Annotated in this window: 24 protein-coding genes; 12 read left to right on the top strand and 12 right to left on the bottom strand. The window is 64.7% G+C overall.

Annotated elements, in window-relative coordinates:
* Positions 1-60: 60 nt before the first annotated feature.
* From DES52_RS18355 to DES52_RS18345, 3 genes are all read right to left on the bottom strand, one after another.
* Positions 61-1,350 carry an MFS transporter gene (locus DES52_RS18355; protein WP_110888294.1) on the bottom strand — a complete coding sequence of 430 codons (1,290 nt, stop codon included), beginning with the start codon at positions 1,348-1,350 and terminating at the stop codon, positions 61-63.
* Positions 1,335-1,889 (bottom strand): TetR/AcrR family transcriptional regulator, encoded by a 555-nt coding sequence (locus DES52_RS18350; RefSeq protein WP_110888293.1) that lies wholly within the window; start codon positions 1,887-1,889, stop codon positions 1,335-1,337. Before DES52_RS18350 ends, DES52_RS18355 begins: the two co-directional genes overlap by 16 nt.
* Before the next feature lie 272 nt (positions 1,890-2,161).
* On the bottom strand, positions 2,162-3,541 hold the full coding sequence (locus DES52_RS18345; RefSeq protein WP_146237376.1) for a serine hydrolase domain-containing protein: 1,380 nt from the start codon (positions 3,539-3,541) through the stop codon (positions 2,162-2,164).
* Positions 3,542-4,103: 562 nt separating this feature from the next.
* Between DES52_RS18345 and DES52_RS18340 the strand changes: the two genes are divergently transcribed.
* The 4 genes from DES52_RS18340 (at position 4,104) to DES52_RS18325 (ending at position 8,331) form a co-directional block, all read left to right on the top strand.
* Positions 4,104-5,585 (top strand): potassium/proton antiporter, encoded by a 1,482-nt coding sequence (locus DES52_RS18340; protein ID WP_245901135.1) that lies wholly within the window; start codon positions 4,104-4,106, stop codon positions 5,583-5,585.
* A gap of 124 nt (positions 5,586-5,709) precedes the next feature.
* Positions 5,710-6,690 carry a threonine ammonia-lyase gene (locus tag DES52_RS18335; RefSeq protein WP_110888290.1) on the top strand — a complete coding sequence of 327 codons (981 nt, stop codon included), beginning with the start codon at positions 5,710-5,712 and terminating at the stop codon, positions 6,688-6,690.
* Positions 6,690-7,694, top strand: a complete 1,005-nt coding sequence (locus DES52_RS18330) for an ornithine cyclodeaminase family protein (RefSeq protein ID WP_110888289.1) — start codon at positions 6,690-6,692, stop codon at positions 7,692-7,694. Before DES52_RS18335 ends, DES52_RS18330 begins: the two co-directional genes overlap by 1 nt.
* A 154-nt stretch (positions 7,695-7,848) precedes the next feature.
* The gene (locus tag DES52_RS18325) at positions 7,849-8,331 is read left to right on the top strand and encodes a hypothetical protein (protein WP_110888343.1); all 483 of its coding nucleotides are present in this window, start codon (positions 7,849-7,851) and stop codon (positions 8,329-8,331) included.
* Positions 8,332-8,492: 161 nt separating this feature from the next.
* Here DES52_RS18325 and DES52_RS18320 read toward each other — a convergent pair whose 3' ends face one another.
* Positions 8,493-8,933, bottom strand: coding sequence for a CHRD domain-containing protein (locus DES52_RS18320; RefSeq protein WP_110888288.1), 441 nt, complete (start codon positions 8,931-8,933; stop codon positions 8,493-8,495).
* A gap of 11 nt (positions 8,934-8,944) precedes the next feature.
* Positions 8,945-9,700 carry a plastocyanin/azurin family copper-binding protein gene (locus tag DES52_RS23145; protein WP_170131155.1) on the bottom strand — a complete coding sequence of 252 codons (756 nt, stop codon included), beginning with the start codon at positions 9,698-9,700 and terminating at the stop codon, positions 8,945-8,947.
* A 189-nt stretch (positions 9,701-9,889) separates the two neighbouring features.
* Between DES52_RS23145 and DES52_RS18310 the strand changes: the two genes are divergently transcribed.
* The gene (locus DES52_RS18310; protein WP_110888287.1) at positions 9,890-10,501 is read left to right on the top strand and encodes a helix-turn-helix transcriptional regulator; all 612 of its coding nucleotides are present in this window, start codon (positions 9,890-9,892) and stop codon (positions 10,499-10,501) included.
* 57 nt (positions 10,502-10,558) lie between these two features.
* Here DES52_RS18310 and DES52_RS18305 read toward each other — a convergent pair whose 3' ends face one another.
* Together DES52_RS18305 and DES52_RS18300 are read right to left on the bottom strand one after the other, a co-directional pair.
* Positions 10,559-11,440, bottom strand: coding sequence for a DMT family transporter (locus tag DES52_RS18305; RefSeq protein WP_110888286.1), 882 nt, complete (start codon positions 11,438-11,440; stop codon positions 10,559-10,561).
* A gap of 340 nt (positions 11,441-11,780) precedes the next feature.
* Complete coding sequence (locus DES52_RS18300) at positions 11,781-12,623, bottom strand: sugar phosphate isomerase/epimerase family protein (protein ID WP_170131154.1); 843 nt, start codon at positions 12,621-12,623, stop codon at positions 11,781-11,783.
* Positions 12,624-13,018: 395 nt separating this feature from the next.
* On the opposite strand from DES52_RS18300, the gene DES52_RS18295 reads away from it, so the two are divergent.
* Both DES52_RS18295 and DES52_RS18290 read left to right on the top strand, forming a co-directional pair.
* Positions 13,019-13,432, top strand: a complete 414-nt coding sequence (locus tag DES52_RS18295) for a DUF6069 family protein (RefSeq protein ID WP_110888284.1) — start codon at positions 13,019-13,021, stop codon at positions 13,430-13,432.
* A 32-nt stretch (positions 13,433-13,464) separates the two neighbouring features.
* A complete protein-coding gene (locus DES52_RS18290) occupies positions 13,465-13,911 on the top strand; it encodes a MarR family winged helix-turn-helix transcriptional regulator (RefSeq protein ID WP_110888283.1) in 447 nt (148 codons plus the stop codon).
* 78 nt (positions 13,912-13,989) lie between these two features.
* On the opposite strand, the gene DES52_RS23780 is transcribed toward DES52_RS18290, so the two are convergent.
* The 3 genes from DES52_RS23780 to DES52_RS23135 are packed head-to-tail and all read right to left on the bottom strand — an operon-like array spanning position 13,990 to position 14,728.
* Entirely contained in the window at positions 13,990-14,175 is a 186-nt protein-coding gene (locus tag DES52_RS23780; protein ID WP_425451133.1) for a hypothetical protein, read from the bottom strand.
* Positions 14,094-14,429 (bottom strand): CPBP family intramembrane glutamic endopeptidase, encoded by a 336-nt coding sequence (locus DES52_RS23140; RefSeq protein ID WP_170131153.1) that lies wholly within the window; start codon positions 14,427-14,429, stop codon positions 14,094-14,096. The genes DES52_RS23780 and DES52_RS23140 overlap by 82 nt, the downstream gene beginning before the upstream one ends.
* A gap of 26 nt (positions 14,430-14,455) precedes the next feature.
* Positions 14,456-14,728, bottom strand: coding sequence for a hypothetical protein (locus DES52_RS23135; RefSeq protein ID WP_170131152.1), 273 nt, complete (start codon positions 14,726-14,728; stop codon positions 14,456-14,458).
* 893 nt (positions 14,729-15,621) lie between these two features.
* Here DES52_RS23135 and DES52_RS18280 point away from each other — a divergent pair.
* Together DES52_RS18280 and DES52_RS18275 are read left to right on the top strand one after the other, a co-directional pair.
* Complete coding sequence (locus DES52_RS18280) at positions 15,622-15,801, top strand: hypothetical protein (RefSeq protein ID WP_110888281.1); 180 nt, start codon at positions 15,622-15,624, stop codon at positions 15,799-15,801.
* A gap of 174 nt (positions 15,802-15,975) precedes the next feature.
* Positions 15,976-16,959 carry a hypothetical protein gene (locus DES52_RS18275; RefSeq protein ID WP_110888280.1) on the top strand — a complete coding sequence of 328 codons (984 nt, stop codon included), beginning with the start codon at positions 15,976-15,978 and terminating at the stop codon, positions 16,957-16,959.
* 416 nt (positions 16,960-17,375) lie between these two features.
* Here the strand turns inward: DES52_RS18275 and DES52_RS23540 are convergent, their stop codons facing one another.
* Positions 17,376-17,561 (bottom strand): hypothetical protein, encoded by a 186-nt coding sequence (locus DES52_RS23540; RefSeq protein WP_245901132.1) that lies wholly within the window; start codon positions 17,559-17,561, stop codon positions 17,376-17,378.
* 335 nt (positions 17,562-17,896) lie between these two features.
* Between DES52_RS23540 and DES52_RS18265 the strand changes: the two genes are divergently transcribed.
* Entirely contained in the window at positions 17,897-18,799 is a 903-nt protein-coding gene (locus DES52_RS18265; RefSeq protein ID WP_110888278.1) for an NmrA family NAD(P)-binding protein, read from the top strand.
* Positions 18,800-19,280: 481 nt separating this feature from the next.
* Here DES52_RS18265 and DES52_RS18260 read toward each other — a convergent pair whose 3' ends face one another.
* Positions 19,281-20,147 carry an SDR family oxidoreductase gene (locus DES52_RS18260; RefSeq protein WP_110888277.1) on the bottom strand — a complete coding sequence of 289 codons (867 nt, stop codon included), beginning with the start codon at positions 20,145-20,147 and terminating at the stop codon, positions 19,281-19,283.
* A gap of 148 nt (positions 20,148-20,295) precedes the next feature.
* Here DES52_RS18260 and DES52_RS18255 point away from each other — a divergent pair, with 148 nt between their 5' ends.
* Positions 20,296-21,027: a TetR/AcrR family transcriptional regulator gene (locus DES52_RS18255; protein WP_110888276.1), complete on the top strand. Its 732-nt coding sequence runs from the start codon at positions 20,296-20,298 to the stop codon at positions 21,025-21,027.
* 247 nt (positions 21,028-21,274) lie between these two features.
* Positions 21,275-22,036 carry a class I SAM-dependent methyltransferase gene (locus DES52_RS18250; protein WP_110888275.1) on the top strand — a complete coding sequence of 254 codons (762 nt, stop codon included), beginning with the start codon at positions 21,275-21,277 and terminating at the stop codon, positions 22,034-22,036.
* Positions 22,037-22,057: the final 21 nt, after the last annotated feature.

Genomic DNA, 22,057 nt, shown 5'->3' with positions numbered 1-22,057 from the left:
CCGCCCCGGATGTCACCCGACCGAGCGACCGATCGAGGTCGTGGGGACTGGGCGCTCGCTTCAAGGAAGGCGCTCGGTGGAGGGCCGTTCCGCCGCTGCGTCGAGGCGCCGCAGGGTCGGGGAGAGAACGCCCAGCAGGCTCGCCAGCATTCCCAACAGGCCTTGCGTGACGAGCAGCCAACGCACGCCGAGCCACTCGCCCAATGGGCCCGCCAACGCGAGTCCGATCGGACCGGCCAGGCCCATGACGGCGGCGAGGAGCGACAGCGCGCGGCCTTGCAGGTGGTTGGGGATCGTGGTTTGCAAGAGCGCCGTGAACGGCGCGCTGCCCATGATGAAGGCCACGCCACTCGTGACCCACCACACGACGGCCAGCCAGAACAGATCGCTCGGAGCGAGGGCCGTCAGCGCGAGGGACAGGCACGCGACGGCGAAGCTCGGCAAAATCCAGGGCATGTGTCGTTGCGGGGCGATGGCGGCGATGGCGGCGCCTCCGACGATCATGCCAACGCCGGACAAGCCTTCCATGAGCGCGACGTCGCTCGCGCCACCACCGAAGTGCGTTTTGACGAGGAGCGGCAGCAGCGTGAACGACGGCAAGATGGCGAGCACGATCACGCCGAGCAGCGCGTACAAACGGCGTAGTCCCGGGTGCTGCCACACGAGGGTGACGCCTTCTCGAAACTCGCTCCACAAGCTGGTCTTTTGTGCCGAGGTCGGTTTGACTTGAGGCACGCGGAACAGCAGCAGGGGAACGACGCCGAGCAGCGCGGTCACGACGTCGATGCCGAGGGCGAAACCCAAGGGCATCACGCTTGTCGCGAGCGCACCGAGAGGCGCGGCGGCGATCGTCATGATGCCTTGCAGCGTTTGGTTCAATCCGGCGGCGCGCGGCAGGAAGGAGGCGGGAACGAGCATGGCGGTGCTCGCCGCCGCTGCGGGCTCTTGAAAGGCTTGCATGGCGCTGCGAACGCTCATCATGGTGTACACGTGCCACAACTCCACGCGCTCCGTGAGGAACAGCGCGATGAGGACGAGCATGCACGCGGCGCTGACGACGTCGGCGCCGATCATCAAAGCGCGGCGGCTGTACCGATCGGCGAGGGTGCCACCCAACGGGCCGAGGAGCGCTTGGGGCAGCAAGGCGGCCATGCCGGCGGTGGCGAGCGCGGCGGCGCTGCCGGTGGTGCTCGTGATCCACCACATCAGCACGAATTGCGTGAGGGCCGAGCCGATCAAGGAGCAGGCTTGGCCGCTGAAGATCGCCCAGAAGCGACGCTGCCAGCCGAAGCCGGGATCGGGGTGCAGGAGGGCCGTCGGGGATGGCTGTGGATTCAGAGGCGGGTCCATGACAGCAACTCCTCCTCGAGCGCGGCGCGCTGGGACTCGGTCAAGTCGGGCAGCCCGGAAGTCCGTGAGGTCCACAGGCCGTCGCAGGCGAGGCGGATGGCATGAGCACGACCGGGAGGGAGGCCGTCGGCTTCCGCTTCTTTGACGAGGAATGCTTGGGCTTCTCGAAAGCCGTGCAGGACCTCCGGCACGGCGGCGAGCGGCGCGAGCGCGGCGGTGAGCGCTTCACCGCCTTCCTGGGGAGTGAAGTTGAGGTGGACGTAGGCGCGCAGCCACGCGCCCGGAGCGTTTCCGTGCGTGGCGATCTCCTCGGCGTGGGCGGCTTTGAGTCGATCGTGGAATTGGTCGATGAGGGCGTGTGCGAGCGCGACGAGAAGGTGGTCTTTGGTGGGGTAGTGGTGGAGGAGACCGCCTTTGCTGATGCCTGCTTCACAGGCGACGGCGTCCAGCGAGAGGGTGGCCCCTTTGTCGCGTAGGACGCGACGTGCGGCGTCGAGAAGGGTGCGCCGAGTGAGTTCGGGATGCTTGGAGCGAGCCATTCCTAACTTTACAAACCGTCCGGACGGTTTGTAAAGTGAAAAGAAGGAAATATGGCCGCAGTCCGCAGGACGCCGAGCGGTCGGTGGCTACGCGGCACGCCGAGCACGGCCCGCTTCGAAAGGCGACAATCAGGCGCCCCAACTGCGGGGATCCGTCTCCGCGCGGACGGGGAAGGCAGAAATTCATGTCCATCAAGTCAGTTCGCCTCGGTGCCGATCGAAGCCCGCTCTCGGCCCAAACCGGTGCGACAACGTGAAGGCGGAGCGATTTTTCAAGAGGGCCGACGAACGAAGACTCGCCCTGCCCTGAGGTACTGCACGCTTCCCGTGGCGTCCCGCAAAAACTCGATGACCTGCCCGTGTCCCGGCCCGTCCACACCAACGAACCGGTCGTCGCCGCACGACTGCAACGTCGACGCGGGCGGCGCTTCCACCCGCTCCCCCGTGAAGCTCACGCCCGGCTGAAACCGCGCGACGAGGGCACCTTCTTGCACGGCCAAATCGAGGCTCGCTCCGTCGTCCAACTTGTCGTACGCTCCCGCGAACGCCTCCAAGTCCTCGTCGGCGACGACTCGCCCTTCCGGCACGGCGGGATCCGCGCCCAGCAACTGCTGCTGCACCCACTCCGACACCTTCTGCGCGAGCGCCCCGCCGCTCGCGGCGTTCGTCAGCAACGCGAAGGCCAGGCCGCGCTCGGGCGCAACCCAGAACTCCGACACCTGCCCGTTCGTTTCCCCACTGTGCTGAATTACGCGCTCCTCTCCCACCTTCGGAAACATCCACCCCAACCCCATCATCCAGTCGAGGTGGGCTCGTGATTCCGGGTGTTGCATCGCCCGCAACGTCTCCGAAGCGAGCACGCGCTCCCCCGCCTCGCTTCGACCGTCTCCCAGCTGGAAACGGGCGTACTTCAGCAAGTCCGTCACGCTCGACGCCAAGCCACCCGCCGGATGATTGCTGCGGGGAATCGGCCAAGGACGCGCTACCCGCACGTCGCCGTCCCGCTTCACGTGCCCGACGACGAAGCGGCGAGTCATGACCTCGGCGGGAAAGAAGAACGACTCGTTCATCTCCAGCGGGCGCAGGAGCGAGGTCCGCACCGCCTGTTCGTACGTCTGGCCCGTCGTGACTTCCAAGACGCGGCCCGCGAGGCAGAAGGCGGCGTTGTTGTACGACCACACCTCTCCCAGGGGCGTGATCTGCTCCAAGGTCACCATGCGGTCCACGTACCGAGCGAGGGCGTCATCTCCGTTGCCGGTATCCTCGAAGAAGTCACCGATCCACCCTGCGACGTGCGTCAGCAGATGTCGAAGTGTCACCCGCGCCGCGACGGACTCGTCCTTGAGGCGCAACTCCGGAAGGTACGTTCGCAGGGGCGTGTCGAGGTCGAGTCGGCCTTGCTCGACGAGACGCAAGATGGCCGTCGCCGTGAACGTCTTCGTGAGGCTTCCAATTTGGAAGAGGGTGTGCTCGTCGACTTGAAGGGGATGTTCCACGCTCGTCACGCCGAGACACAGGACGTGAGGCCGATCGTCTCGCAGCAAGCCGAGGGCCAAGCCGGGAACTCGGTGTTCGGTCATCAGATCACGCGTGAGCGCTTCGAGATCGTCGAGGAACGGCTCGGTGCTGGCGTTCCCAGGAGTGCTGGTCATGGTGGAAACCTCCAGCCACACAGTACTCTGCCCGCCGAGGACGAGAAGGACGATGACGAATTCCGCCCCTCGGCTCACCCGATCCTCCCGCCGACGCCACCGAGGACACCCCGTTCCCCGGAGCGCCTCGCCCTGAACCGTCACATTCACGCGCGGTTTTCCGCTTCGCCCCGAGCTGCTCGCGACGCATGCGGCATCGAGGTCGAACGTCACGCCCTACCCCGAGCGAGGAGGTGAGCGACGCGGCAGGCGTATCAAGGCCCTTCGTCATGCGTTCGCGAGGAGGACGTGCGTTAAGGTACGAAGAGGTGAGGCCGCCTCACCTGCCACCTTCACTCGCATGGGCGCGCCGTACCGATCGGTCGTGCCCGTTCGGCAAAGCCGTCGCACTCCGTTCGCTTGGATCGTGGCTGGCGACGTGCACGTTGGAAGGCTCCGCGTCATCGAAACAGCCATCCGATCGACGGGGCCGAAGGGGAACGCCGCCGAACGCAATTCCTCCTCCTCGCCGCGCACTCGAGAAAATTCATCACGACCAACGAAACGTCACGAAAGGTTTCCAGTGGAGCACGCGAACTTCATCGACCTTCCCATCTTGATCACCTCCATCCTGTTGATCGTCGGCATGCTCGCCAGCAAACTCGGCGGTCGACTCGGCGTGCCCGGCCTCGTCTTGTTCCTCGTGATCGGCATGCTCGCCGGCAGCGAAGGCCCCGGAGGCATCGCGTTCGACAACTACCGGCTCACGCAAGCCATCGGCATCGTCGCGCTGGCGTTCATCCTCTACACCGGCGGACTGGAAACCAACTGGAAGCAGACGCGACCCGTGCTCGCGCAGGGCCTCTCGCTCGCCACGCTCGGCGTGATTCTCACGACCGCCCTCGTCGGCGTGGTCTCGCATGCCCTGCTGGGCCTCGAATGGCTCACGAGCTTCCTGCTGGGCGCCGTCGTGTCCTCGACGGACGCGAGCGCCGTCTTCTCGGTGCTCAAAGAGCGCGCCCTCGGCTTAAAAGGACGAATTCGACCGCTGCTGGAGTTCGAGTCGGGCGTGAACGACCCGATGGCGGTGTTCTTGGTGATCGGCTTGACCCACCTCGTCGGGCACCCGAACACTCCGTGGTACGCGATCATTCCCTTGTTTCTTCAGCAGATGCTGATCGGAAGTGTGATCGGATTCGGCTTCGGTCGGCTGGCGGTGCGGTTCATCAACCGCGTGGACTTGCCTTCCGAAGGCTTGTACACGGTGCTGTCCGTCGCCATCGTCGGCTTGACGTACGGAACGACCGCGTTGCTCGGCGGTAGCGGCTTCCTGGCGGTCTACATCACGGGCGTGATCCTCGGGAACAGCGCGTTCGTGCACAAGCGATCGTTGCGCCAGTGGCACGAGAGCCTCACGTACCTGGTGGAGATCGGGATGTTCCTGCTGCTCGGCCTCCTGGTCTTTCCTTCCCAAGTCGCCGCCCTCGCCGTTCCGGCCTTGCTGATCTCGCTGTTCCTGATGTTCTTCGCGCGTCCGCTCGCCGTTTTCGCCAGCCTCGCGCTCGCCCGAGCGCCCAGCGCGCACAAGACCATGGTCGCCTGGGTGGGCTTGCGCGGCGCCGTGCCGATCATCCTCGCGACCTTTCCGCTGCTCGAACACCTTCCGGGTTCCCAAACGATTTTCGACGTCGCGTTCGTCATCATGCTGACCAGCCTCCTCGTGCAGGGCACCACACTGCCCTTCGTGGCACGGCAGTTGAACGTCGTCGAGACCACGAAGTCGAAGAACACGCGGCGGTTGTCGTTCACGCCGACCGGAGCGGGAAAGCAGGACCTCGTGGAAGTCACGGTTCCCGAGGATTCTCCCGTCGTGGGTCGCCGCATCGTGGACTTGAACTTCCCGCCGGAAGCGCTGATCTTGCTGATTCACCGCGCGGGCGAGTACATCGTGCCCAACGGCAGCACCACCTTGGAGGCGGGCGACGAGATCCAAGTGCTGGGCAGTCCCGAGTTCTTCGAAGCCGTGCGAGAACGCATCGCGCAGCGACGCTCTCAAGCGCCTTGATGCCCGTGGAGAGCGCCGTTATCGCCGAGCGCGCGGAGGGCTGAACCGGCCCTCTTCCCAACCCAGGCGATAATGTCCGTGAATCACCAAGCGAGTCTTCTCCACGCAGCCAAAGAGGTTTCCCATGCATCCTGACACGACCACCCCCCTCGTCAGCCTCGACGCCCTTCGAGCCGCGCAAGGACGCGTCCGACCTCATGTCGTTCGCACTCCCCTCGTGCCCTTTCCCTTGGAGGATTTCTGGCTCAAGCCCGAGAGCCTCCAGCCGACCGGGGCGTTCAAGTTGCGCGGAGCCTTCAACGCCCTGCTCACCCTCACCCCCGAGGAACGCGCGCGCGGAGTCGTCGCGCACTCCAGCGGCAATCATGCTCAGGCCGTCGCGTACGCCGCGCGGCAACTCGGCATTCCCGCCGTGATCGTCATGCCCAGCAACGCGCCACGCCTCAAACTCGACATGACCCGCGCGTTCGGAGCGCAAGTCGTCGTCGTCGGCCCTGCCAGCGCGGACCGCGCTCGCAAAGCCGAGGAACTCGCACGCGAACGTGGCCTTTCGCCCGTTCCGCCTTACGACGACCCCCGCATCATCGCCGGGGCGGGCACGGTGGGCTTGGAGATCCTCGAGGATCTCGGCGACGTCGGCGCGGTCCTCGTGCCCGTCAGTGGCGGCGGCCTGATCTCCGGTGTGGCCGCCGCCATCAAGCAATCGCGTCCGGACGCGCGCGTCATCGGCGTCGAACCGGAAGTTGCCGCCGACGCTCGGGACAGCCTTCGCAGCGGCAACCTCGTGACCTACCCCGCCGAGCAAGTCGGGCAGACCCTCGCGGACGGTCTGCGCGTCCAACACCTCGGCGCCCTGAACTGGACGCACGTTCAGGCCTTCGTGGACGACATCGTCACCGTCACCGAGTCGGAGTTGCGCCGCGCCGCGAGACAAACTGCTCTGCGCGCCCGCCTCGTCACCGAGCCGAGCGGCGCCGTCACGATCGCGGCGGCGTTGTACCGACGCGAGGAACTCGGCGAGACGGGGCCGCTGGTGGCGGTGCTGAGCGGAGGGAACCTCGATCCGGACTTGCTGGTGGAGTTGCTGACCGAGGGAGACGCTTGATGTCGCATGGACCCGTCACGCTCGCCGTGCTGGACGACGCGACCATTCGCTCGCTGCTCGTCTGGCCGGACGTGATCGAGCTGATCGACGTGACCTTCGCGGCCGACGCGCGCGGCCAAGCGACGGTCCTTCCGGTCGTGGGGCACAGCCTCAACGGGGGACGCTACAGCCTCAAAACTTCTCATTTGCGCCTCGGAAACGGCGAGGAGATGCTGGAGGTGTTCGGACTGAAGATGGGCTCCTACTTTCCCGGCAACGTCGAGCGTCACCTTCCGACGCACAGCGCGGCGATGCTGCTGGGCGACCCGCGGACGGGGCAACCCGCGGCCCTGCTCGCCGCGAACGCCATCACCGAGTTCCGCACCGCCGCCGCGGGCGCGGTGGCCGCGCGCCGCCTCGCGCGGGAGGACGCGTCGGTCGTCGCGTTGTTCGGAACGGGCGGCCAAGCGCGGGCGCAAATCGAAGCGCTCACGCACGTGCGGTCCGTCCGCGAAGTGAGGGTGTGGTCGCGCTCGCGCGAGCGAGCCGAGTCCTTCGTGGATCGCCTGAACCTTCCGGGCGTGACGGCGAAGGTGGTCATGGACGGGCAGGCGGCCTGCCATGAAGCGGACCTCGTCGTGACCGTCACGCCCGCCACGCGAGCGATCATCGAGCGGGAGTGGATCACGCCGGGAACGCACGTGAACGCCATGGGCTCGGACGCGCCCGGAAAGCAGGAACTCGACCCTGCGCTCGTGGCAAGCGCGAAGGTGGTGGTGGACCGTCGCGGGCAGAGCGTCGGCATCGGGGAGTTGCAAGCGCCCGTCGCTCGGGGCTTGATGCGGGTGGAAGACGTGCACGCCGAGTTGGGCGAGGTGTGCGCGGCCCTTCGGCCCGGACGCGAGAACGACCGGGAAATCACGGTGTTCGACTCGACGGGCGTGTCGTTCCAAGACACCGCGCTCGCCGGGATGGCGTTGCGCGTCGCGACGGCGCGGCAAGCTTTGAAGTCCGTTTCGTTGTAGGCGGTAGCGAAAGAAGGCGAACGGGGAGGACGCGTCGCCCGCCGCCCGAGAGGGAGCTTTCGAGGGCGAGCGTCCTGTGCGCCTCGGTGACGCGCACGCCTTTCCGTGGGTCGAAGTTCGGACGCGCGGCGAGCGGAATGGAGAGGAGGCCGACGTGCGAGTCAGTATCAGCGGACAAGCGGACATGCCGACGTTGTCGAACGAGCAGGCGGTGATCGTGGCGCTCGATCCGGGAACGCACTTGAGCGACGGGTCGAGGCGGCTGGCCGAGCACGAGGGACCACGCTTGAACTTGCGCGTGCATGATGTATGGTTCGACGCCGAGGGGCAAATCGCGCCAAACGCCGAGCACCTGAGAGCCATCGAGGAGTTCTTGGCAACGCACCGACCGACGCACTTGCACGTGTCGTGCTTGGCGGGAGTCAGCCGAAGCGCCGCGTTCGCCTTGTTCGCCTTGGCGACCACCCATCCTGAATGGCCGGATGAAGCCGTCGTGCGAGCGGTGCTGAACGTGCGGCCGCAGTGCTTTCCAAATCCTCGAATCGTCGAGCTGGCCGATCGGCGCTTGCAGCGGAACTTGACGGCCGCTCTTCGGCGCGCCTTCGAAGAGCGGCAAGTCGCTTGGCCGCCTTCGTGACCACAAAGGCTCGAAACGGAACTTCCACGGCGAGGCAGCGTAGGCCGCCGAAGTTCGTCCGCTCTCTCGGCTCAACGAGGGGTGGCCGTTCTCGACGAACGTCGAAAACGGCCCCGTGCTCACGCCGCCAAGTTGTTCTTCCGAGCGTGCCGTCTCTTGGTTCAGCCTTTGCTGGTCTTGATGGGCGCGCACAACGGAATGACCGTCAGGTCGTCCGCGAAGTGCACGTTGATGTACGCGCCCGCGTCCCCGGTGATCTTCGCCAACTCGCTCGTGACGCTCACCCGGGCGTTTCCCATGGCGTCGGCCGTGAACGGGGGAAAGCCGACGCTGACGGGACCGTTCGAGGCGCACGGGTCGGTGCTCGAGGCAGGCCCGAACGCGTGGTAGTGCGCGGCGTACGCTTTGTTCGGCGTGAGGCCCGACAACGTGAGGGTGGTCGTCACCGCGCCGTACAAGTCGGTCGTGACGACCGCGGTGCCGTTCGCGGCGGCGTCGGCGGGCACCGGATTGTGACGAAACGCCAGGCTGCGCGGCGTCATCATGCAACTTCCGAGCAGCGCCGTCATGACGAGCGTGAGTCCAAGCTTTCCTGCGTTCATACGGACCTCCTTCACGGACCCGTCACGACGATCGTGGCGGCCATGCCCTCGTGATACGAGCAGTAGTACGGAAACGTCCCGGCGCGCGTGAAGGTGTGACGGAACGTGCTGCCCGCCGGGAGATCGTCCGAGCCGAACGCGCCGGTGGTGGAAAGCACATTGTGCGACACCCGTCCCTGATTCGTCCACTCGACCGTCGTGCCGACGGCGATCGTCAGCGTTTTCGGCTGAAAGGCGTTGTCGACGATGCGAATCGTTTGCGTCAGCGGACGGTTCGGCGTGGGCACGTTGACATTGGGCGCGTTGGTCGCCGCGGGCTGGCTGGACGGACTGCCTGTCATGACGGCGCACAGCGGAATGATGGAAAGGTCGCGCTGGACGTGCACGTTGATGTACGCGCCGGCATTGTCCGCGATTTTTTTCGTTGCGGTGAGCATGGTGGTCGTCGCGCGACCTTGGCTGTCGGAGGTGAAGGTGGGGAAACCGACGGTGACGGGGCCGTTCGAGAGGCAGGGGTCGCCCGTGTAATTCGGCGCGAGGGCGTGGTAGTGCGCGGCGTAGACGGTTCGCGGCGCGAGGCCCTTCAAGGTCAGGGTGGTGCGACGGAGGCTGCCGAGTGTCTCGACGCGGACCGTGCCTGCCGCGTTCGGGTCTCGCGACGTCGCCAGGTGCTTGAAGTCGACGGTGAATTCCGTTCGAGGCTGAAGTTGCCCGAGGCCGGACGTGAGGCAGGTGCAGGCGAGGAGCGCCGCCATGAATCGGATCATAAGTAGACCTCCCGCAAGAGGATAACGAGGCGTAAGGGAAGATGGTCGCTCTGCATCGGTCGTGTGACGTTCGACGTGCTCGAGGGACTTCGGTGCGTGCCCTTCGGTCTGGTGGGCTTGGAACCGTCCGAAGCGCTTTCTTTACCGTAGCGGCGCATAATCCCTAATGCAATAGCGTAAATTGTGGAAATGGAGTCACGCGAGGCGATGCTGGCCCACCTCAAGCGCAACGGACCGACGACCATCAAGCAACTCATCGATCATCTCGGCTTGGCGGAGACCGCCGTTCGCCATCACCTGCACCTGCTCGAACGTCAAGGCTTCGTGCAGCAAGGCGGTCCTGTCGACTCCGACGGCGTCGGTCGGCCCGCGAAGACGTACCAGCTCACCGACACCGCCGAAGGCTTGTTTCCGAAGCAATACCGCCAGTTGCTGGAGCTGGTCCTCACCACGGCCAACGCCCACGGGGAACTTCCGGCCCTGATGACGCACCTCACCGAACACCTCGTTCACGAACTCACCCCCAAACTTCACGGTCTCAACGGCGAGGACCGCCTCAAAGCCGCCGTCCACCACCTCGACCTCTCAGGCCCGCTGGTCGACCTCGAACGAACACCGGGCGGGTGGGAAGTTCACGCCTACAACTGCCCGTACCTTGCCGTCGGCCGCAAGTTCGAAGCCGTCTGCGATCTCGCGCCACGCGTCCTGACCCTCGCCACGGGCCTGCCAGCGGAACGGCCCGCCTGCCAGCGAGACGGCGAACGGGCCTGCCGCCTCACCATCGGCCGAAGCGGAGGATAGAAAACCGGGCGGCGGAAATTTCCGCCGCCCGCCCTGCTCGCATCACGTCGCGGGCGGTCAGGTGGCCTTCCGGTCGGTCGCGACGAGCCACACGCCGCCCGCCACGACCAACATGCCCACCACGGCGCCCAGCCCGAGCGTTTCGTGAAAGAGCAGGTACGCCTCCACGGCGGTCGCGGGCGGCACGAGGTACAGCAAGCTGGTGACCCGCGTGGTGCTGCGAGAACGCAACAGGTACAGCAGCAGAAAGACCGCGCCGACCGAGAGCGCCAAGATCAGCCAGCTCAGCGCGAAGACGAACGACCCCGACCAGATGATTCGCCTGCTCTCGAACATCAATGCGGCGGGCCACACCACCACGAGGGTCGCGGCGTACTGAACGATCGTGCCGCTCACCAATGGCATCCGCGCGGAGAAGTGCTTTTGATGCAGCGTGCCCACCGTGGTGGACAGAAGTCCGATGCCCGAGGCGAGCAGAGCGCCAGCGGCGAGCGGCTGGTGCTGCGCGAGCAGTAGCTTCTCGATCACGACCAGCGTCACGCCGCTCAACCCGAGCAGCAATCCCCCCCAAACCCGTGGCGTGACGCGGTCGCCGAACAGCGGGGAGATCGCCGCCGTGAGGATCGGCTGCAACCCCCCGATGAGCGCGGCGACGCCCGCCGGAAGGCCCAGGTAGATGCTGTACCACGTGCCGCTGAGGTAAAGGGCGTGCAGAAGGAGGCCGCTGAGCGCGATGTGCCCCACCTCGCGCCAGCCGCGCGGCCAGGCGGTGCGAGTGACGAACGCGATGACCAGCAGCAACAGCACCGTGAGGGCGTAGCGAATGCTCAAGAACGTGAACGGTTCCGCGTACGGAAACCCCAGCTTCGCGCCGACGAATCCGGTACTCCACAACAGCACGAAGGCGAACGGCAGGGCCGCCCGCCAAGCCGAGATCATGACGGCCTCGCATCGATGAGACGCCGCCCGGCTCGACACCGGAGGTTCACCGCGCCGCGCCGCACCGAGCGGTCGCCGGACATCTCGGAACGTGCACTTCCTACCAGGAGACGTTCCTCGGGCGCACGGCCGCTTTCACAGCTCGAAACGAGCGCGGCACACGCGATTTCGCCAAATTCGGCGCGGCTTCCTCCGAGTGCTGCCAGGATAGTTCGAAGGAGCCTCGCCGAGGATCGACGTCGTGATCCACAAGGCGTCCTGGTCCTCGCGGTTTCGAAGTGGTACCTGGACATGGAAGATCACCGTAGCACTCCGATTCCCGGTTGTAGGCCGACCTTCGTCACGGGATTCGAGCGCGCTCGAAGTTCGCGAACCGCTCGGCTTGACGGTTCGCCATCCAATCACAGATGTCGGCGAGCGGGGCGACGGGCGCCCGCGTGTACGGCAAGACCGGTTGGTACGGCGGTGGGCCGAACTCGGGCGTGAGCGTCGAGCGCTGCGCGCCTCGCGCTCGTTGCGCTTCCCACACGAGGGTCCACCACCGTTCGTGCGTTTTCAGGTGAAGGTCGAACTCGGGCGCGCGTGGATCGGAGACTTGCGGTCCTTCCTCGAAGCCGACGCGCGCATGAATGTGCACGACGTGCGGTGCGATTCGGTGAAACGTGTCGAGTTGATCGTCGAGGAGACGCTCGCACACGCACACCCAGTGGCTGAAGTCGGCGGTGAGGCGCAAGTCCGGGAAGGTCTCGACGAGCCTGCGCGTGGCCCAAGGCGTGAAGAGCGTGCGGCCACGATGCGTCTCGAACGCGACGGGCACGGGAGCGTTGCGCTCGACGTCGAGCGCGCCCGCGAAGAACGCGTCCGCTTCACGTTCGCTCCAATGATCGACGCCCGCGTGCACGTTCACGAGGGTCGGCGCGAAGGTCAACGCCACGTCGAGTTCCCGCTGGAAGCTGTCCAAATGCGCCTTGAAGTTGGGGGCCCCGTCGCCGAGATCGCTGGTGAAGATCAGCGGGATGTATTCGAGGTCGTGCTCGCGCACGAGTGCCTTGAAGCCCGAGGCGTGCGCCACGTCCGGGAGGGGTGCTTCCACGCCTCGGTATCCTTGGGCGCGGAAGGCGGGAAGCGCGTCACGTAGGGGCGTCGCGACGCCCCAGAGGGGGCGGAAGACGAAGAGGTCCATGAGCATCCTACCTTTCGAGGTGTCGTGAATTGGCGCCGCGTCGATGATCCTTCGCGCCTCGGCGTGCTTTCTCCTTGACCGCCTGTATTTTTACCTTAGATCGGCGTGGTGCTCGGCTCGGGCGTGCTGTCCGCCACGGTGACCGCCGCGACCTTGCCGAATGCACGGACCGCCTTGTACGAATCGGAAGGTTCCGCCCTCATTTGGGGGCCGCCTGGCTATTCACTTTTCGTCTCTCAACCTCACGGCGATCTGGACTTGACAAATTTAGATTAGCCGGCTAACTTATTCTTAGCCGGCTAATCAGTGACCGCGATTGAATCCGCTTCCGAAAGGACCCCTGGTCGCGCGGCTCATCCAAACGAGTGACGTGCATTCAACCCGAGGAGACCAGTATGACCCAGACCGCTCAGACAACCACCGTTCCCGCAATCCCGACCGCCCTGCGCGCGGGTCTGATCGCAGGCGTCGTTGCCGCTATCGTCGCCAACGCGTGGTACTACGCGTCGGTCGCCGTCACCGGACGCGCCTATGAGGAGCTCAACCTCTTGTCCATCACCGTGACAGCCATCCTTCCGGCCTTGATCGGCGCACTGCTGTATCAGCGATTGGCCCGTCGTGTCACGAACGCCACCCTGATCTTCCGTGCGGTCGGCGTCACCTTCGCCGTCCTCAGCACCCTCCCGCAATTCATCCAGCCGCTTCACGAGGGATTCGCCCTCGCCACCGCCCCCTTGCACATCATCGTCGGCGTGATCGTGGTGTGGCTGATTCCGTTGCTCGCCCCGTCTGGCCGCCACGCCAAGTGACGACACAGAACGAACGGATACCATATGACACCATGCTGCCTTCCCAGTCCGGCTTGAACGAGCTGATCATCGCCGTGTGCCGCGCCCACCGTGCCCGCACCACCACCCTACTCGCCGAGCGCGGCTTACATCCAGGCCAGGAGCAACTGCTGTTCGTGCTTTGGAACGAAGGCCCCCAGACGCAATCGACCCTCGCGGACCGCCTCGGCGTGCAGGCCCCCACCATCAACAAGATGGTCTCTCGCATGGAGTCGTCCGGATTGCTCGAACGCCGCACGGACCCGACCGACGGGCGCAGTCTGCGCATCGCGCCGACCGAGCAGGCACATGGGCTGCGGGCAGACATCGAGGGACTTTGGCGCGATCTGGCCGAGGTGTCGGGCGCTGGACTCGACGAAGCTCAGCTCGGTGCCCTACGCGAACTGCTCGGGACGGTGGCTCGCAACTTGAATGCCGTCGCGTCCGCCACCTGCAGCTGACTGCCCGCCCCGACTGCATCCGCGCACGTCCACACCCCGCTCAGGCACGACGTTCGGGTAAAGGTCAGGCGGGCTTGTTCAAGGCGTCGAAGGGTCGGGTGTCGCCGCTGCCTGAGGTACGCCACGCAGCACGACAAGCGCGTATGCCGGCAGCACCACGTCCTGGAAGACGTTCAGCGCGATTACCGGGAACGTCGTGAAGTGCAGCGTGAAGTCATGTAGGGCGTGCACCAGCATCGCCGGCCACAACGACCTCGTCCGCATCCGAACAGCGGCGTACGCCATGCCCAAGCACAGCTCGCCCACCGCCTCGCCGCCACGATCAAGGGCTCGCGGTAAAGGACGTTCCCGAGGTGCAGCGCGGCGAACAACAGCGACGACACCACCACGGCGCGCCGCACCCCCGAGGAGCTCAGCAGCCGCAGGATCAGCCCACGTGACCACAACTCCTCGTGCCAGCCGGTCAGCCGGTGCCCGCTCGCGAGCAGCAGGATCGTCCTGGCGGACGGAACGTGCATGCCTCCCAGGGACGGCAGGACCAGCGTCACCAGAAGGGCACTATCAGCACGCGCCACGCGTGGGGCCGGTTCAACCCCACCTCCTCCCAGAACCTCAGCGCCTTCACGACGAGGGGCGTGAAGACGCTCATCACGACGAGCGCCACGAGCGACGCGTTCACGCTGTACGTAAACTTCAGCGCGATCAACCCGACGGTCGCGGCGACGAGCATGTTGAGGGCGGTTAGCAGCACGGCCACGCGTACTCCCTGACCTCTCGGGAACGTGGTGGCGGTGGCGTGACCTGACGGCTGGATCATTGGGTCCTCCTCGCCGTCCTCGGAACGGCTCGATTTCCCCTTCAGCGTGCGCTCTCCGCCTCGGGTGGCACCGGTCCAAAGTTGACGGCCCAGTAGGCATCACCGCCGATGAACGTGTAAGTTCCGCCCGCATTTACACACGAATTTTTCGATGGTTGACGGCCACATCCCCCAAAGGCGCCACGCAGGTTTACTCCACGGCCATCGCTTGTCGAATACGTAAACAAGGTGTTCTGAGCCTTGATGCCGAAACCGATAGGATCGGTCGCACTGGCAATGAATGGTGTTTACAAGGGACTTCTCCATGACTGCCCCAGACTAAAGCAGGCGTTCAGCACGGACCTTCTCAAAAGTCATGCCCTGATACCCCTAACCGTACCCCTACGCCTCTACAAATAACCTCAATACACCAGCGTTACGCACGCGAAAACCGAGGGACACGCCGCCAAACACAGCATTCCAAACCCTACAGCAAGCAGTTGGCAAGAACAAAAAGGACGACGCGTCTAGCCCTTTCGGGCTACCCCTCCCCCTACGAGTTCGCATCCAGCAATTCACCCAGCCCAGCCGACGCGCGCAACAACGCCGCTTTACGCTCCTCCGCGGGGGAGTGCGGGTACAACTTCAAGGGGATCGAGACGTCTGCGTGTCCCGCAATGTCCGCCACCGTCCTCGCACCCACCCCGCCTCGGTAAGGACGGTTTCCGTGAGCGCAGTTGTGAGTTTCTCGGTGACGGCCGCGCGAGCCTTGCCGTAGATGCTCTTGGATTTGCTTACGGCCGGGGGCCACCCGCGGTGTAGCGGGCTTCCCACCTGCTGTCAGGGCGTTTGCGGCGGCTGCCTTCACGCACCAACGCCATCGCCCAACGCGCACTCGAGAAAGCAGCGCACGCATGAACTCCCTCGTCGACGCGTTCACGCGACGCTACCTCGCCCTTCTCAGCGACACCCTCACCCCCGAAGAAGTCGAGCAACTCCTCATCCACGTCTTCCTGCTGAGCAGCGACGACCCGATCATCGCCTGCGCCCGCACCCTCACCGAGCAGCGACCTCAGACGAGACAGCGACCATGACACGCACCAAATGAAATTCAGAAGAATCGTAGGTGTACTAAACGAGAACACCGCACGTCCATCCGTAGCCCTGACTACGTTTACTGACCGTTACATAATCCCGCATCACGTACGCTACGTTCACCTTTGGTAGGCAGGTTTCTTTCCCAGCTCACCGAAGGCAGGAGGGAAACCATGAGCACTGGAATCAAGGCGGCCACCATCCCAGCCGGACTCCTCGCCCTCACGCTCACGCTCGCCGCCTGTAACGCAGCGTCGACCGGTCCCTCCATCGCCACCATCGCCGTGACTGGCATCCCAAGCAACAACAAAGCCAAAGTCAACAGCACGTACGACCTCAACGCCACCGCGAAGGACTCGGGCGGCGTTGACATTCCCGGTGCAACCATCGCTTGGACGTCGAGTGACTCCAACGTCGCGACCGTTGACAACTATGGAATCGTCACCATCAAAAAACTCAGCGACACGCCTGTCACCATCACCGCATCCACAGGAGGCGTCACGCGCAGCATCCAACTCGACACGTACGGCCTCGACTTGGTGATGGGCACCTACAATGCCTCCACCTACAATGGCGCAAGCACGGACGTGCCGAAACTTCATGGCATCTTCGTCAAGGTACGCCGCGCCGATGGCTCCAGTCCGAATTCCTTCGTCTACCTCGAAGGCCCAGCAGGATGGCAACTGAATTTCCCCGCCCCTGCCAACAAGACGTTCAGAGCTGCCATCCACGCGTCTGCCGCGGTCGCAGGCACCTACAGAGCAAGCACTACAATCGACGGAGAAGTCTACGAGGACACCTCCGTTCTTGACGTCACGCCAGTGCTGCCCGCGCCGACAAACGTGACGGTCACGGCCGCCAGCACGACATCGGTCCGCGCGACGTGGAGTGCCGTGCCGGGCGCCACCACGTACTACCTGCAGGTGTACGACTGCACGGGCAACCTCAACAGCCGCCTCGCGTGTACCCTCCTCACGTCCGCCAATGTCGGCGGTGCAACGCAAGGCACCCTCAAAAACTTGACGTTGACCGCTGGCGCTGGAAAAACGTACACCGTGGGCGTTCGCGCGTTCACACTGAATCCTGACGCAGTCGACGTTCCCACACCGACCACGTACCTGGTGTCGTTCGCCGGGAAGGACTTCCAACTGCCGTAACACCGCTCGCCTTTCATGCCAGGCCCTCCCGGCGGGAGGGCCTGCGCCCTACAACCCTCCCCGCGCCCGACACATCCTGAGTGCATGACGCGCAAGGCGCAGAAGGCGATCTCCAAGGGACGCGCCACCCCACGACCCGAACTCACCTCGCAAGACCGCGAAGAGTAATTCGCGCTCGCCTTCCACGCCAAGCCCAACGCGACGCGCGCCGCCATCACTGTCGGTACAAATAGACTGGCGCTCCCCTCGCAAGGGTCAGGCTCGTTGAGAAAACGCAAGGTGCAAGACCGCCTTCGTGAACTCGCCACGCACGCCAAACACGCTGGGATCGCCACGGCGCACGAACGCCAACGCTTGTGGACGTCCGTCATGCGCGCCGAAATCCCCGACCACGAACTCCACTCCGGGGAGTCAAATTACGCCCCGCCCGCCTGTAGGATCGCCTCGAGGTTGCTGAACTGCTCGGCAAAGCACACGGGGACTTCATCGACCGCATCGAGCACAGCGGTGAGCTCGGCGTGATCGGCATCGAGATCCTCCCGCCCACCAGTCATGACGAGTGACCTCACCCGCGTCCGAAGCGGGAAGTTGAAGGTTGCCATGCACCGCGGACAGTGGCGCGCGTGGACGAGTGACGCCCGGCACGTCCTCGTGATGTGCGGGCAGACGATCGAGGTTACTTCGACCTCGCGTCGTACCCCGTGGTTCTGGTGTTGCCTGGAATCGACTCGTTCAACGATGCCCAACTGCTTGTTTTGGAGTTGAGATGTAGTGTCGGTCGACTACCTAGGAGGAATGACACGAGCCGTGAAATAGCTTCATGACTCGTGATTCGACCCCTTCGTTGGTCAGCAAGCAGCGTCTCTTACCAGCGGGGATGGACGCTGCCTCCAGTCATTTGACGCTGGCACCACCACGCGTCCAAGATGAACGCCATATGACCCCACCCACCATCGCGCTCGCCGGTGCGACCGGCGACCTGGGCTCCCGCATCGCCAGGGCTCTCATCTCACGTGGCGCGGTGGTCTTGGCGTTGGTTCGCCCTGATATCTCGGCTGCTGACCGCACGCACCTGACCGCCCTCGGTCTGACACTCGCCGAGGCCGATCCCAACGACGTGGGCGCGATGGCCGGGGTCCTACAGGGAACCAAGTGCGTCGTCTCTGCCCTCAACGGTCTCCATGACGTCATCCTGGGCCGTCAGGGGGTGTTGCTGAATGCCGCTGTCCAGGCTGGTGTGCCGCGCTTTATCCCGTCGGACTACTCGGAGGATTTCACGAGGACCACGCCGGGTGATAACCGCAACCTTGACCTTCGGCGCGAATTCATGGCCCGCGCTGACCTTGCGCCTATTCAGGTCACATCGGTGCTCAACGGTGCATTCATGGACATGCTGGGCGCGGAAATGCCAATCATCCAGCCTATGATTCACCGCATCCTGTACTGGGGCAACGCCGATCAGCCGTTGGACTTCACCACGAAGGACGATGTGGCCGTCTATGTCGCTGCCGCTGCGATGGACGATAGGACGCCACGCTTCCTGCGCATCTCGGGCGACACGCTCAGCGCGCGGGAACTCGCCGGGGTGATGAGCGAGGTGACGAGCGAGCGTTACCAAACGCTGCATGTCGGGAGCCTGAGGATGCTCGGCCTGATGATCAAGGTCGCGCAGCGAGTGGCGCCGCAACCGAGGGAGACCTTCCCGGCATGGCAGGGAATGCAATACATGCGTGACATGTTCAGCGGCCAAGGAAAGCTCGACCCGCTCGACACGAATCGGTACCCGGAGTTGCGGTGGACTTCCGTACGCACACACATGACCACGCGCCGACCAGGTTGATCGAGAGCAGCCTGGATCCGAGTTCGAGGGTCGAACCCGACATGCCAACGGATGTTGTGAGAAAGCACCACGGGTAGAGAACACTTGCTATGGAGCATGCTGCTGGAGACGCTTCTCGACGCTCCCAAGCTGCGCTGATTCATCTGAAACTCAGGCCATGGAACGACACCGGAACGGGTCGTACGTGGCGATACGCACAGAGTGAATGTTCTGGTCGGAAATCGGAGCGCGAGGAGGCCGCACGGGTAGCGAGGGAGGCAGGCATGTTGCTTGGAATGGTCGGATGTCTTCAGGCACGGAGTCAGGAAGTCGGAAAAGGCGCGCGGCCAATTACGCGGGATCTGCATGAAGGTCGAGATCGGGCACGACGAGGTGGGCGGCGCTCAGTCACCCACTTCTGACAGAGTCCTGCTACGGGCATGTCAACACAGAACGGTCGATTTCAAGCCTTCGACTCCGTGAGTGACTTCGACGGGTGGAGTCAGCGCTGAAGGTGGTGTGCGAGCAGGTCACGAATTGTTGTGGCGGGGCGGCCCAGCATTCGCTCGAGCGATGGATCGACGATGGCGAACTCCCCGGCGCGGCTCGCTCGGTACAATCCCAGCAGCATGTTCACCGCGCCGCTCGGCGCACCACGCGCCGGGAGCTTTGCGGCGAAGGCGCCCTCTGGCACCACTTGGCGGTGAACGGAGCGGCCCAGCAACTCGGAGGCGACGCTCGTGAGGTCGGCGAAGTCGAGCGCGTGCGCGCCGGTGAGCGGCGGCGTCGGACCGTCAAAGTGACCGGAGTCCGTGAGAACGATCGCCGCTCCTTCAGCGAGGTCGGCATGCGTCGTCCAAGCGATCTTGCCGTCGGCGGGCGTTTCGAGCAGGCCCGTTTCGAGCGAGTCGCCCAAGAAGACCAGGGCGCTCGACGCGTAGAAGCCGTGACGAAGGGCCGTCCAGGCCAGACCGGACTGCTGAAGCATCGTTTCGGTGGCCGCATGGTCGACGGCGGGCGGGAACGCGGAGGTGGGACTCGCGGCCATTTGGCTGGTGTAGACGATGCGATCGACGCCGGCGGTGCACGCGGCGTCGATCGCGGCGCGGTGTTGCGCGAGCGGGTCGCCGCCTTGAGCGCGGGCGTTGGAGGAGACCAGCAGGATCTGCTCGGCGTTCTCGAAGGCGTGGGCGAGGCTGGACGGATCGCTGAAGTCACCGTGGCGGACGCGGACGCCGCGGGCTTCGAGGTCTGCGGCTTTGTTGGGATCTCGCACGCTCACGCCGATGTGCTCGGCGGGAAGGCGGGTGAGGAGGTGCTCGACGATGGTGCGGCCGAGTCGACCGGTGGCTCCTGTGACGACGATCATGAACTTCTCCTTGCGGATGGCGGGCGGGGGCCGTGAAACTCGACGGGCGTAAAGCGTTGCCGTGAACAACGGCGTTAACATGGATAACACTAATCCTATTTCACCGATAACGCAAGGTCGATAACATTTACGCGCTATCCTGGCTAACATGCAGGAGCGAACTGCAACCGTTCGAGAGCGCATCCTCAAAGCGGCCGCCGACCTGCTCGCCCAAGGTGGCCGCGAAGCCGCCTCCACCCGAGCGATCAGCGCGGCCGCGAACGTCCAAGTCCCCACCCTCTACCGACAGTTCGGCGACTTGCAAGGCCTGCTCGACGCGGCCGCCCACGAAACGTTCGCCGCATACGTGCACGACAAGGTCCTCCATCGACCGAGCGACGATCCCATCGAGGACCTGCGGCGCGGATGGGACGCGCACGTCGCCTTCGGGCTGGCGAACCCAGCCGTGTACGTCCTGATCCAGGGCGATCCGCTAACTCGAACGGCTACGTCGTCGGCGCGTGACGGCCGAGCGGTGTTGCACGAATTGGTCACCCGCGTGGCGCAAGCGGGACGGTTGAAAGTGAGCGTTTCCCTCGCCGTGCAACTCATGTCCGCCGCGGGCGAAGGGCTCACGCGATCTCTTATCGGCACGCCGTTCGAAGCGCGCGATCCTCACTTGTCCGTCATCATGCGTGAAGCGGTGCTCGCGGCGATCACCATCACCCCGCCGGCGAGCGCTCCGAGCGAAGAAGCTCACGCGCAACGGGTGGCGGCGCGCGCCGTGGCCCTGCAAGCCGTGCTGCCCGAAACGGCGGGCACACTCTCGTCGGGAGAGCAGCACCTCTTGAATGAGTGGCTCGATCGACTGGCCACCTTGAGCTTTCCCTCGACTCCTTGAGGAGCCACAAAGTCCAGCTCACGTGGCAGACAAACCAAAGTTGACAGCCCACTACGTCGCAAGTTGGAATCCTGAAAGCACGGCAAGCTTCACAAACGCATCGAAACCGTCTTTTCGCAACTCGTTGCATCGCACCTCGGCTTTGGCCAGGCGAAGACCATGAGCTCATTTCGGCTCAAAGTTGCTTCGGCTGTCCTGACGCACAACTTGTCGTTTGCAGACTTCTCGGGGTCGTCTACGCTAAAGCATGACCTTGGATCAACGCCACGTCCGCGCACCGTTTGATCTTCGGCGGGAAGTGCTCGAAGCAGTGGCTTGGAACCCACACGCCATTGTTGCTCAGCGCCTTGGCCGCGTAAGCAATGTGCTCGACGTGGCTTGCGGAGAAGGCGATTTCCTCGGGCGCTTGCCCGTGACTTGCGAACGGGTCGGGGTCGACCAAGACACGGCTGCGATCCATGCTGCGCGCGTTAGGTATCCAAGTTTGGAGTGGCATGTCGCTGAGGCCAGTGGCCTTCCCCTGGACGAGCGGCGTTTCAGTACCATCACGTTTCTTCACGCGCTGCTTCACGTCACTGATCCTGAGCAGGCGCTGCAAGCATGCGGGCGTTCAATGGCAAGAGGAGGGACGCTGTGGGTGACCAGCAATCATTCCTCCCACCTCCGTGAGTTCTGGCAGGGCTTGCAGCAGGCAACCCAGGCCCATCCGGAAATCGCATCGCTGTTTGTACATCACGTCCAGGAGGGAGCGCTGGAGACACGTTTGGAGCGCACGTTGCGCCGGGTGTTTGAGCAGGTACACGTGGCACCTGTGACGACCACAATCTGGCTCTCGCGCGGCGATGCGCTGAACTTGCTTGAAAGCTACCGGCAGAGCTTTGCGTGCTCCGAAGCGGCTTGGCTGAGAGCCAAAGCGGCCTTGAATGACTGGCTGGTAACGACCGTCCGAGGCGATCGGTGGACGGTGACAGCGAGTCTTGCTCTTGCCAAAGTCGTCCGCGAGGACTGAAGCCCAACCGGGAGACTCGAT

It is taken from the genome of Deinococcus yavapaiensis KR-236, from assembly GCF_003217515.1.
GTDB classification, from domain to species: Bacteria; Deinococcota; Deinococci; order Deinococcales; family Deinococcaceae; genus Deinococcus_A; species Deinococcus_A yavapaiensis.
Note: the sequence above shows the minus strand (reverse complement) of the source record. Positions and strands in the feature narration are given on the sequence as shown.

What these genes read in the sequence shown, in the direction of transcription:
- DES52_RS18295 (WP_110888284.1), top strand. Translation starts at nt 13,019, where the DNA reads ATGACCCAGACCGCTCAGACAACCACCGTTCCCGCAATCCCGACCGCC.
- DES52_RS18350 (WP_110888293.1), bottom strand. Translation starts at nt 1,889, where the DNA reads ATGGCTCGCTCCAAGCATCCCGAACTCACTCGGCGCACCCTTCTCGAC.
- DES52_RS23780 (WP_425451133.1), bottom strand. Translation starts at nt 14,175, where the DNA reads ATGCGGACGAGGTCGTTGTGGCCGGCGATGCTGGTGCACGCCCTACAT.
- DES52_RS18320 (WP_110888288.1), bottom strand. Translation starts at nt 8,933, where the DNA reads ATGAACGCAGGAAAGCTTGGACTCACGCTCGTCATGACGGCGCTGCTC.
- DES52_RS18330 (WP_110888289.1), top strand. Translation starts at nt 6,690, where the DNA reads ATGTCGCATGGACCCGTCACGCTCGCCGTGCTGGACGACGCGACCATT.
- DES52_RS23540 (WP_245901132.1), bottom strand. Translation starts at nt 17,561, where the DNA reads ATGGCAACCTTCAACTTCCCGCTTCGGACGCGGGTGAGGTCACTCGTC.
- DES52_RS23135 (WP_170131152.1), bottom strand. Translation starts at nt 14,728, where the DNA reads ATGATCCAGCCGTCAGGTCACGCCACCGCCACCACGTTCCCGAGAGGT.
- DES52_RS18335 (WP_110888290.1), top strand. Translation starts at nt 5,710, where the DNA reads ATGCATCCTGACACGACCACCCCCCTCGTCAGCCTCGACGCCCTTCGA.
- DES52_RS18255 (WP_110888276.1), top strand. Translation starts at nt 20,296, where the DNA reads ATGCAGGAGCGAACTGCAACCGTTCGAGAGCGCATCCTCAAAGCGGCC.
- DES52_RS18290 (WP_110888283.1), top strand. Translation starts at nt 13,465, where the DNA reads ATGCTGCCTTCCCAGTCCGGCTTGAACGAGCTGATCATCGCCGTGTGC.
- DES52_RS18345 (WP_146237376.1), bottom strand. Translation starts at nt 3,541, where the DNA reads ATGACCAGCACTCCTGGGAACGCCAGCACCGAGCCGTTCCTCGACGAT.
- DES52_RS23145 (WP_170131155.1), bottom strand. Translation starts at nt 9,700, where the DNA reads ATGATCCGATTCATGGCGGCGCTCCTCGCCTGCACCTGCCTCACGTCC.
- DES52_RS18305 (WP_110888286.1), bottom strand. Translation starts at nt 11,440, where the DNA reads ATGATCTCGGCTTGGCGGGCGGCCCTGCCGTTCGCCTTCGTGCTGTTG.
- DES52_RS18300 (WP_170131154.1), bottom strand. Translation starts at nt 12,623, where the DNA reads ATGGACCTCTTCGTCTTCCGCCCCCTCTGGGGCGTCGCGACGCCCCTA.
- DES52_RS18260 (WP_110888277.1), bottom strand. Translation starts at nt 20,147, where the DNA reads ATGATCGTCGTCACAGGAGCCACCGGTCGACTCGGCCGCACCATCGTC.
- DES52_RS18275 (WP_110888280.1), top strand. Translation starts at nt 15,976, where the DNA reads ATGAGCACTGGAATCAAGGCGGCCACCATCCCAGCCGGACTCCTCGCC.
- DES52_RS18355 (WP_110888294.1), bottom strand. Translation starts at nt 1,350, where the DNA reads ATGGACCCGCCTCTGAATCCACAGCCATCCCCGACGGCCCTCCTGCAC.
- DES52_RS18280 (WP_110888281.1), top strand. Translation starts at nt 15,622, where the DNA reads ATGAACTCCCTCGTCGACGCGTTCACGCGACGCTACCTCGCCCTTCTC.
- DES52_RS18250 (WP_110888275.1), top strand. Translation starts at nt 21,275, where the DNA reads ATGACCTTGGATCAACGCCACGTCCGCGCACCGTTTGATCTTCGGCGG.
- DES52_RS23140 (WP_170131153.1), bottom strand. Translation starts at nt 14,429, where the DNA reads ATGCACGTTCCGTCCGCCAGGACGATCCTGCTGCTCGCGAGCGGGCAC.
- DES52_RS18310 (WP_110888287.1), top strand. Translation starts at nt 9,890, where the DNA reads ATGGAGTCACGCGAGGCGATGCTGGCCCACCTCAAGCGCAACGGACCG.
- DES52_RS18265 (WP_110888278.1), top strand. Translation starts at nt 17,897, where the DNA reads ATGACCCCACCCACCATCGCGCTCGCCGGTGCGACCGGCGACCTGGGC.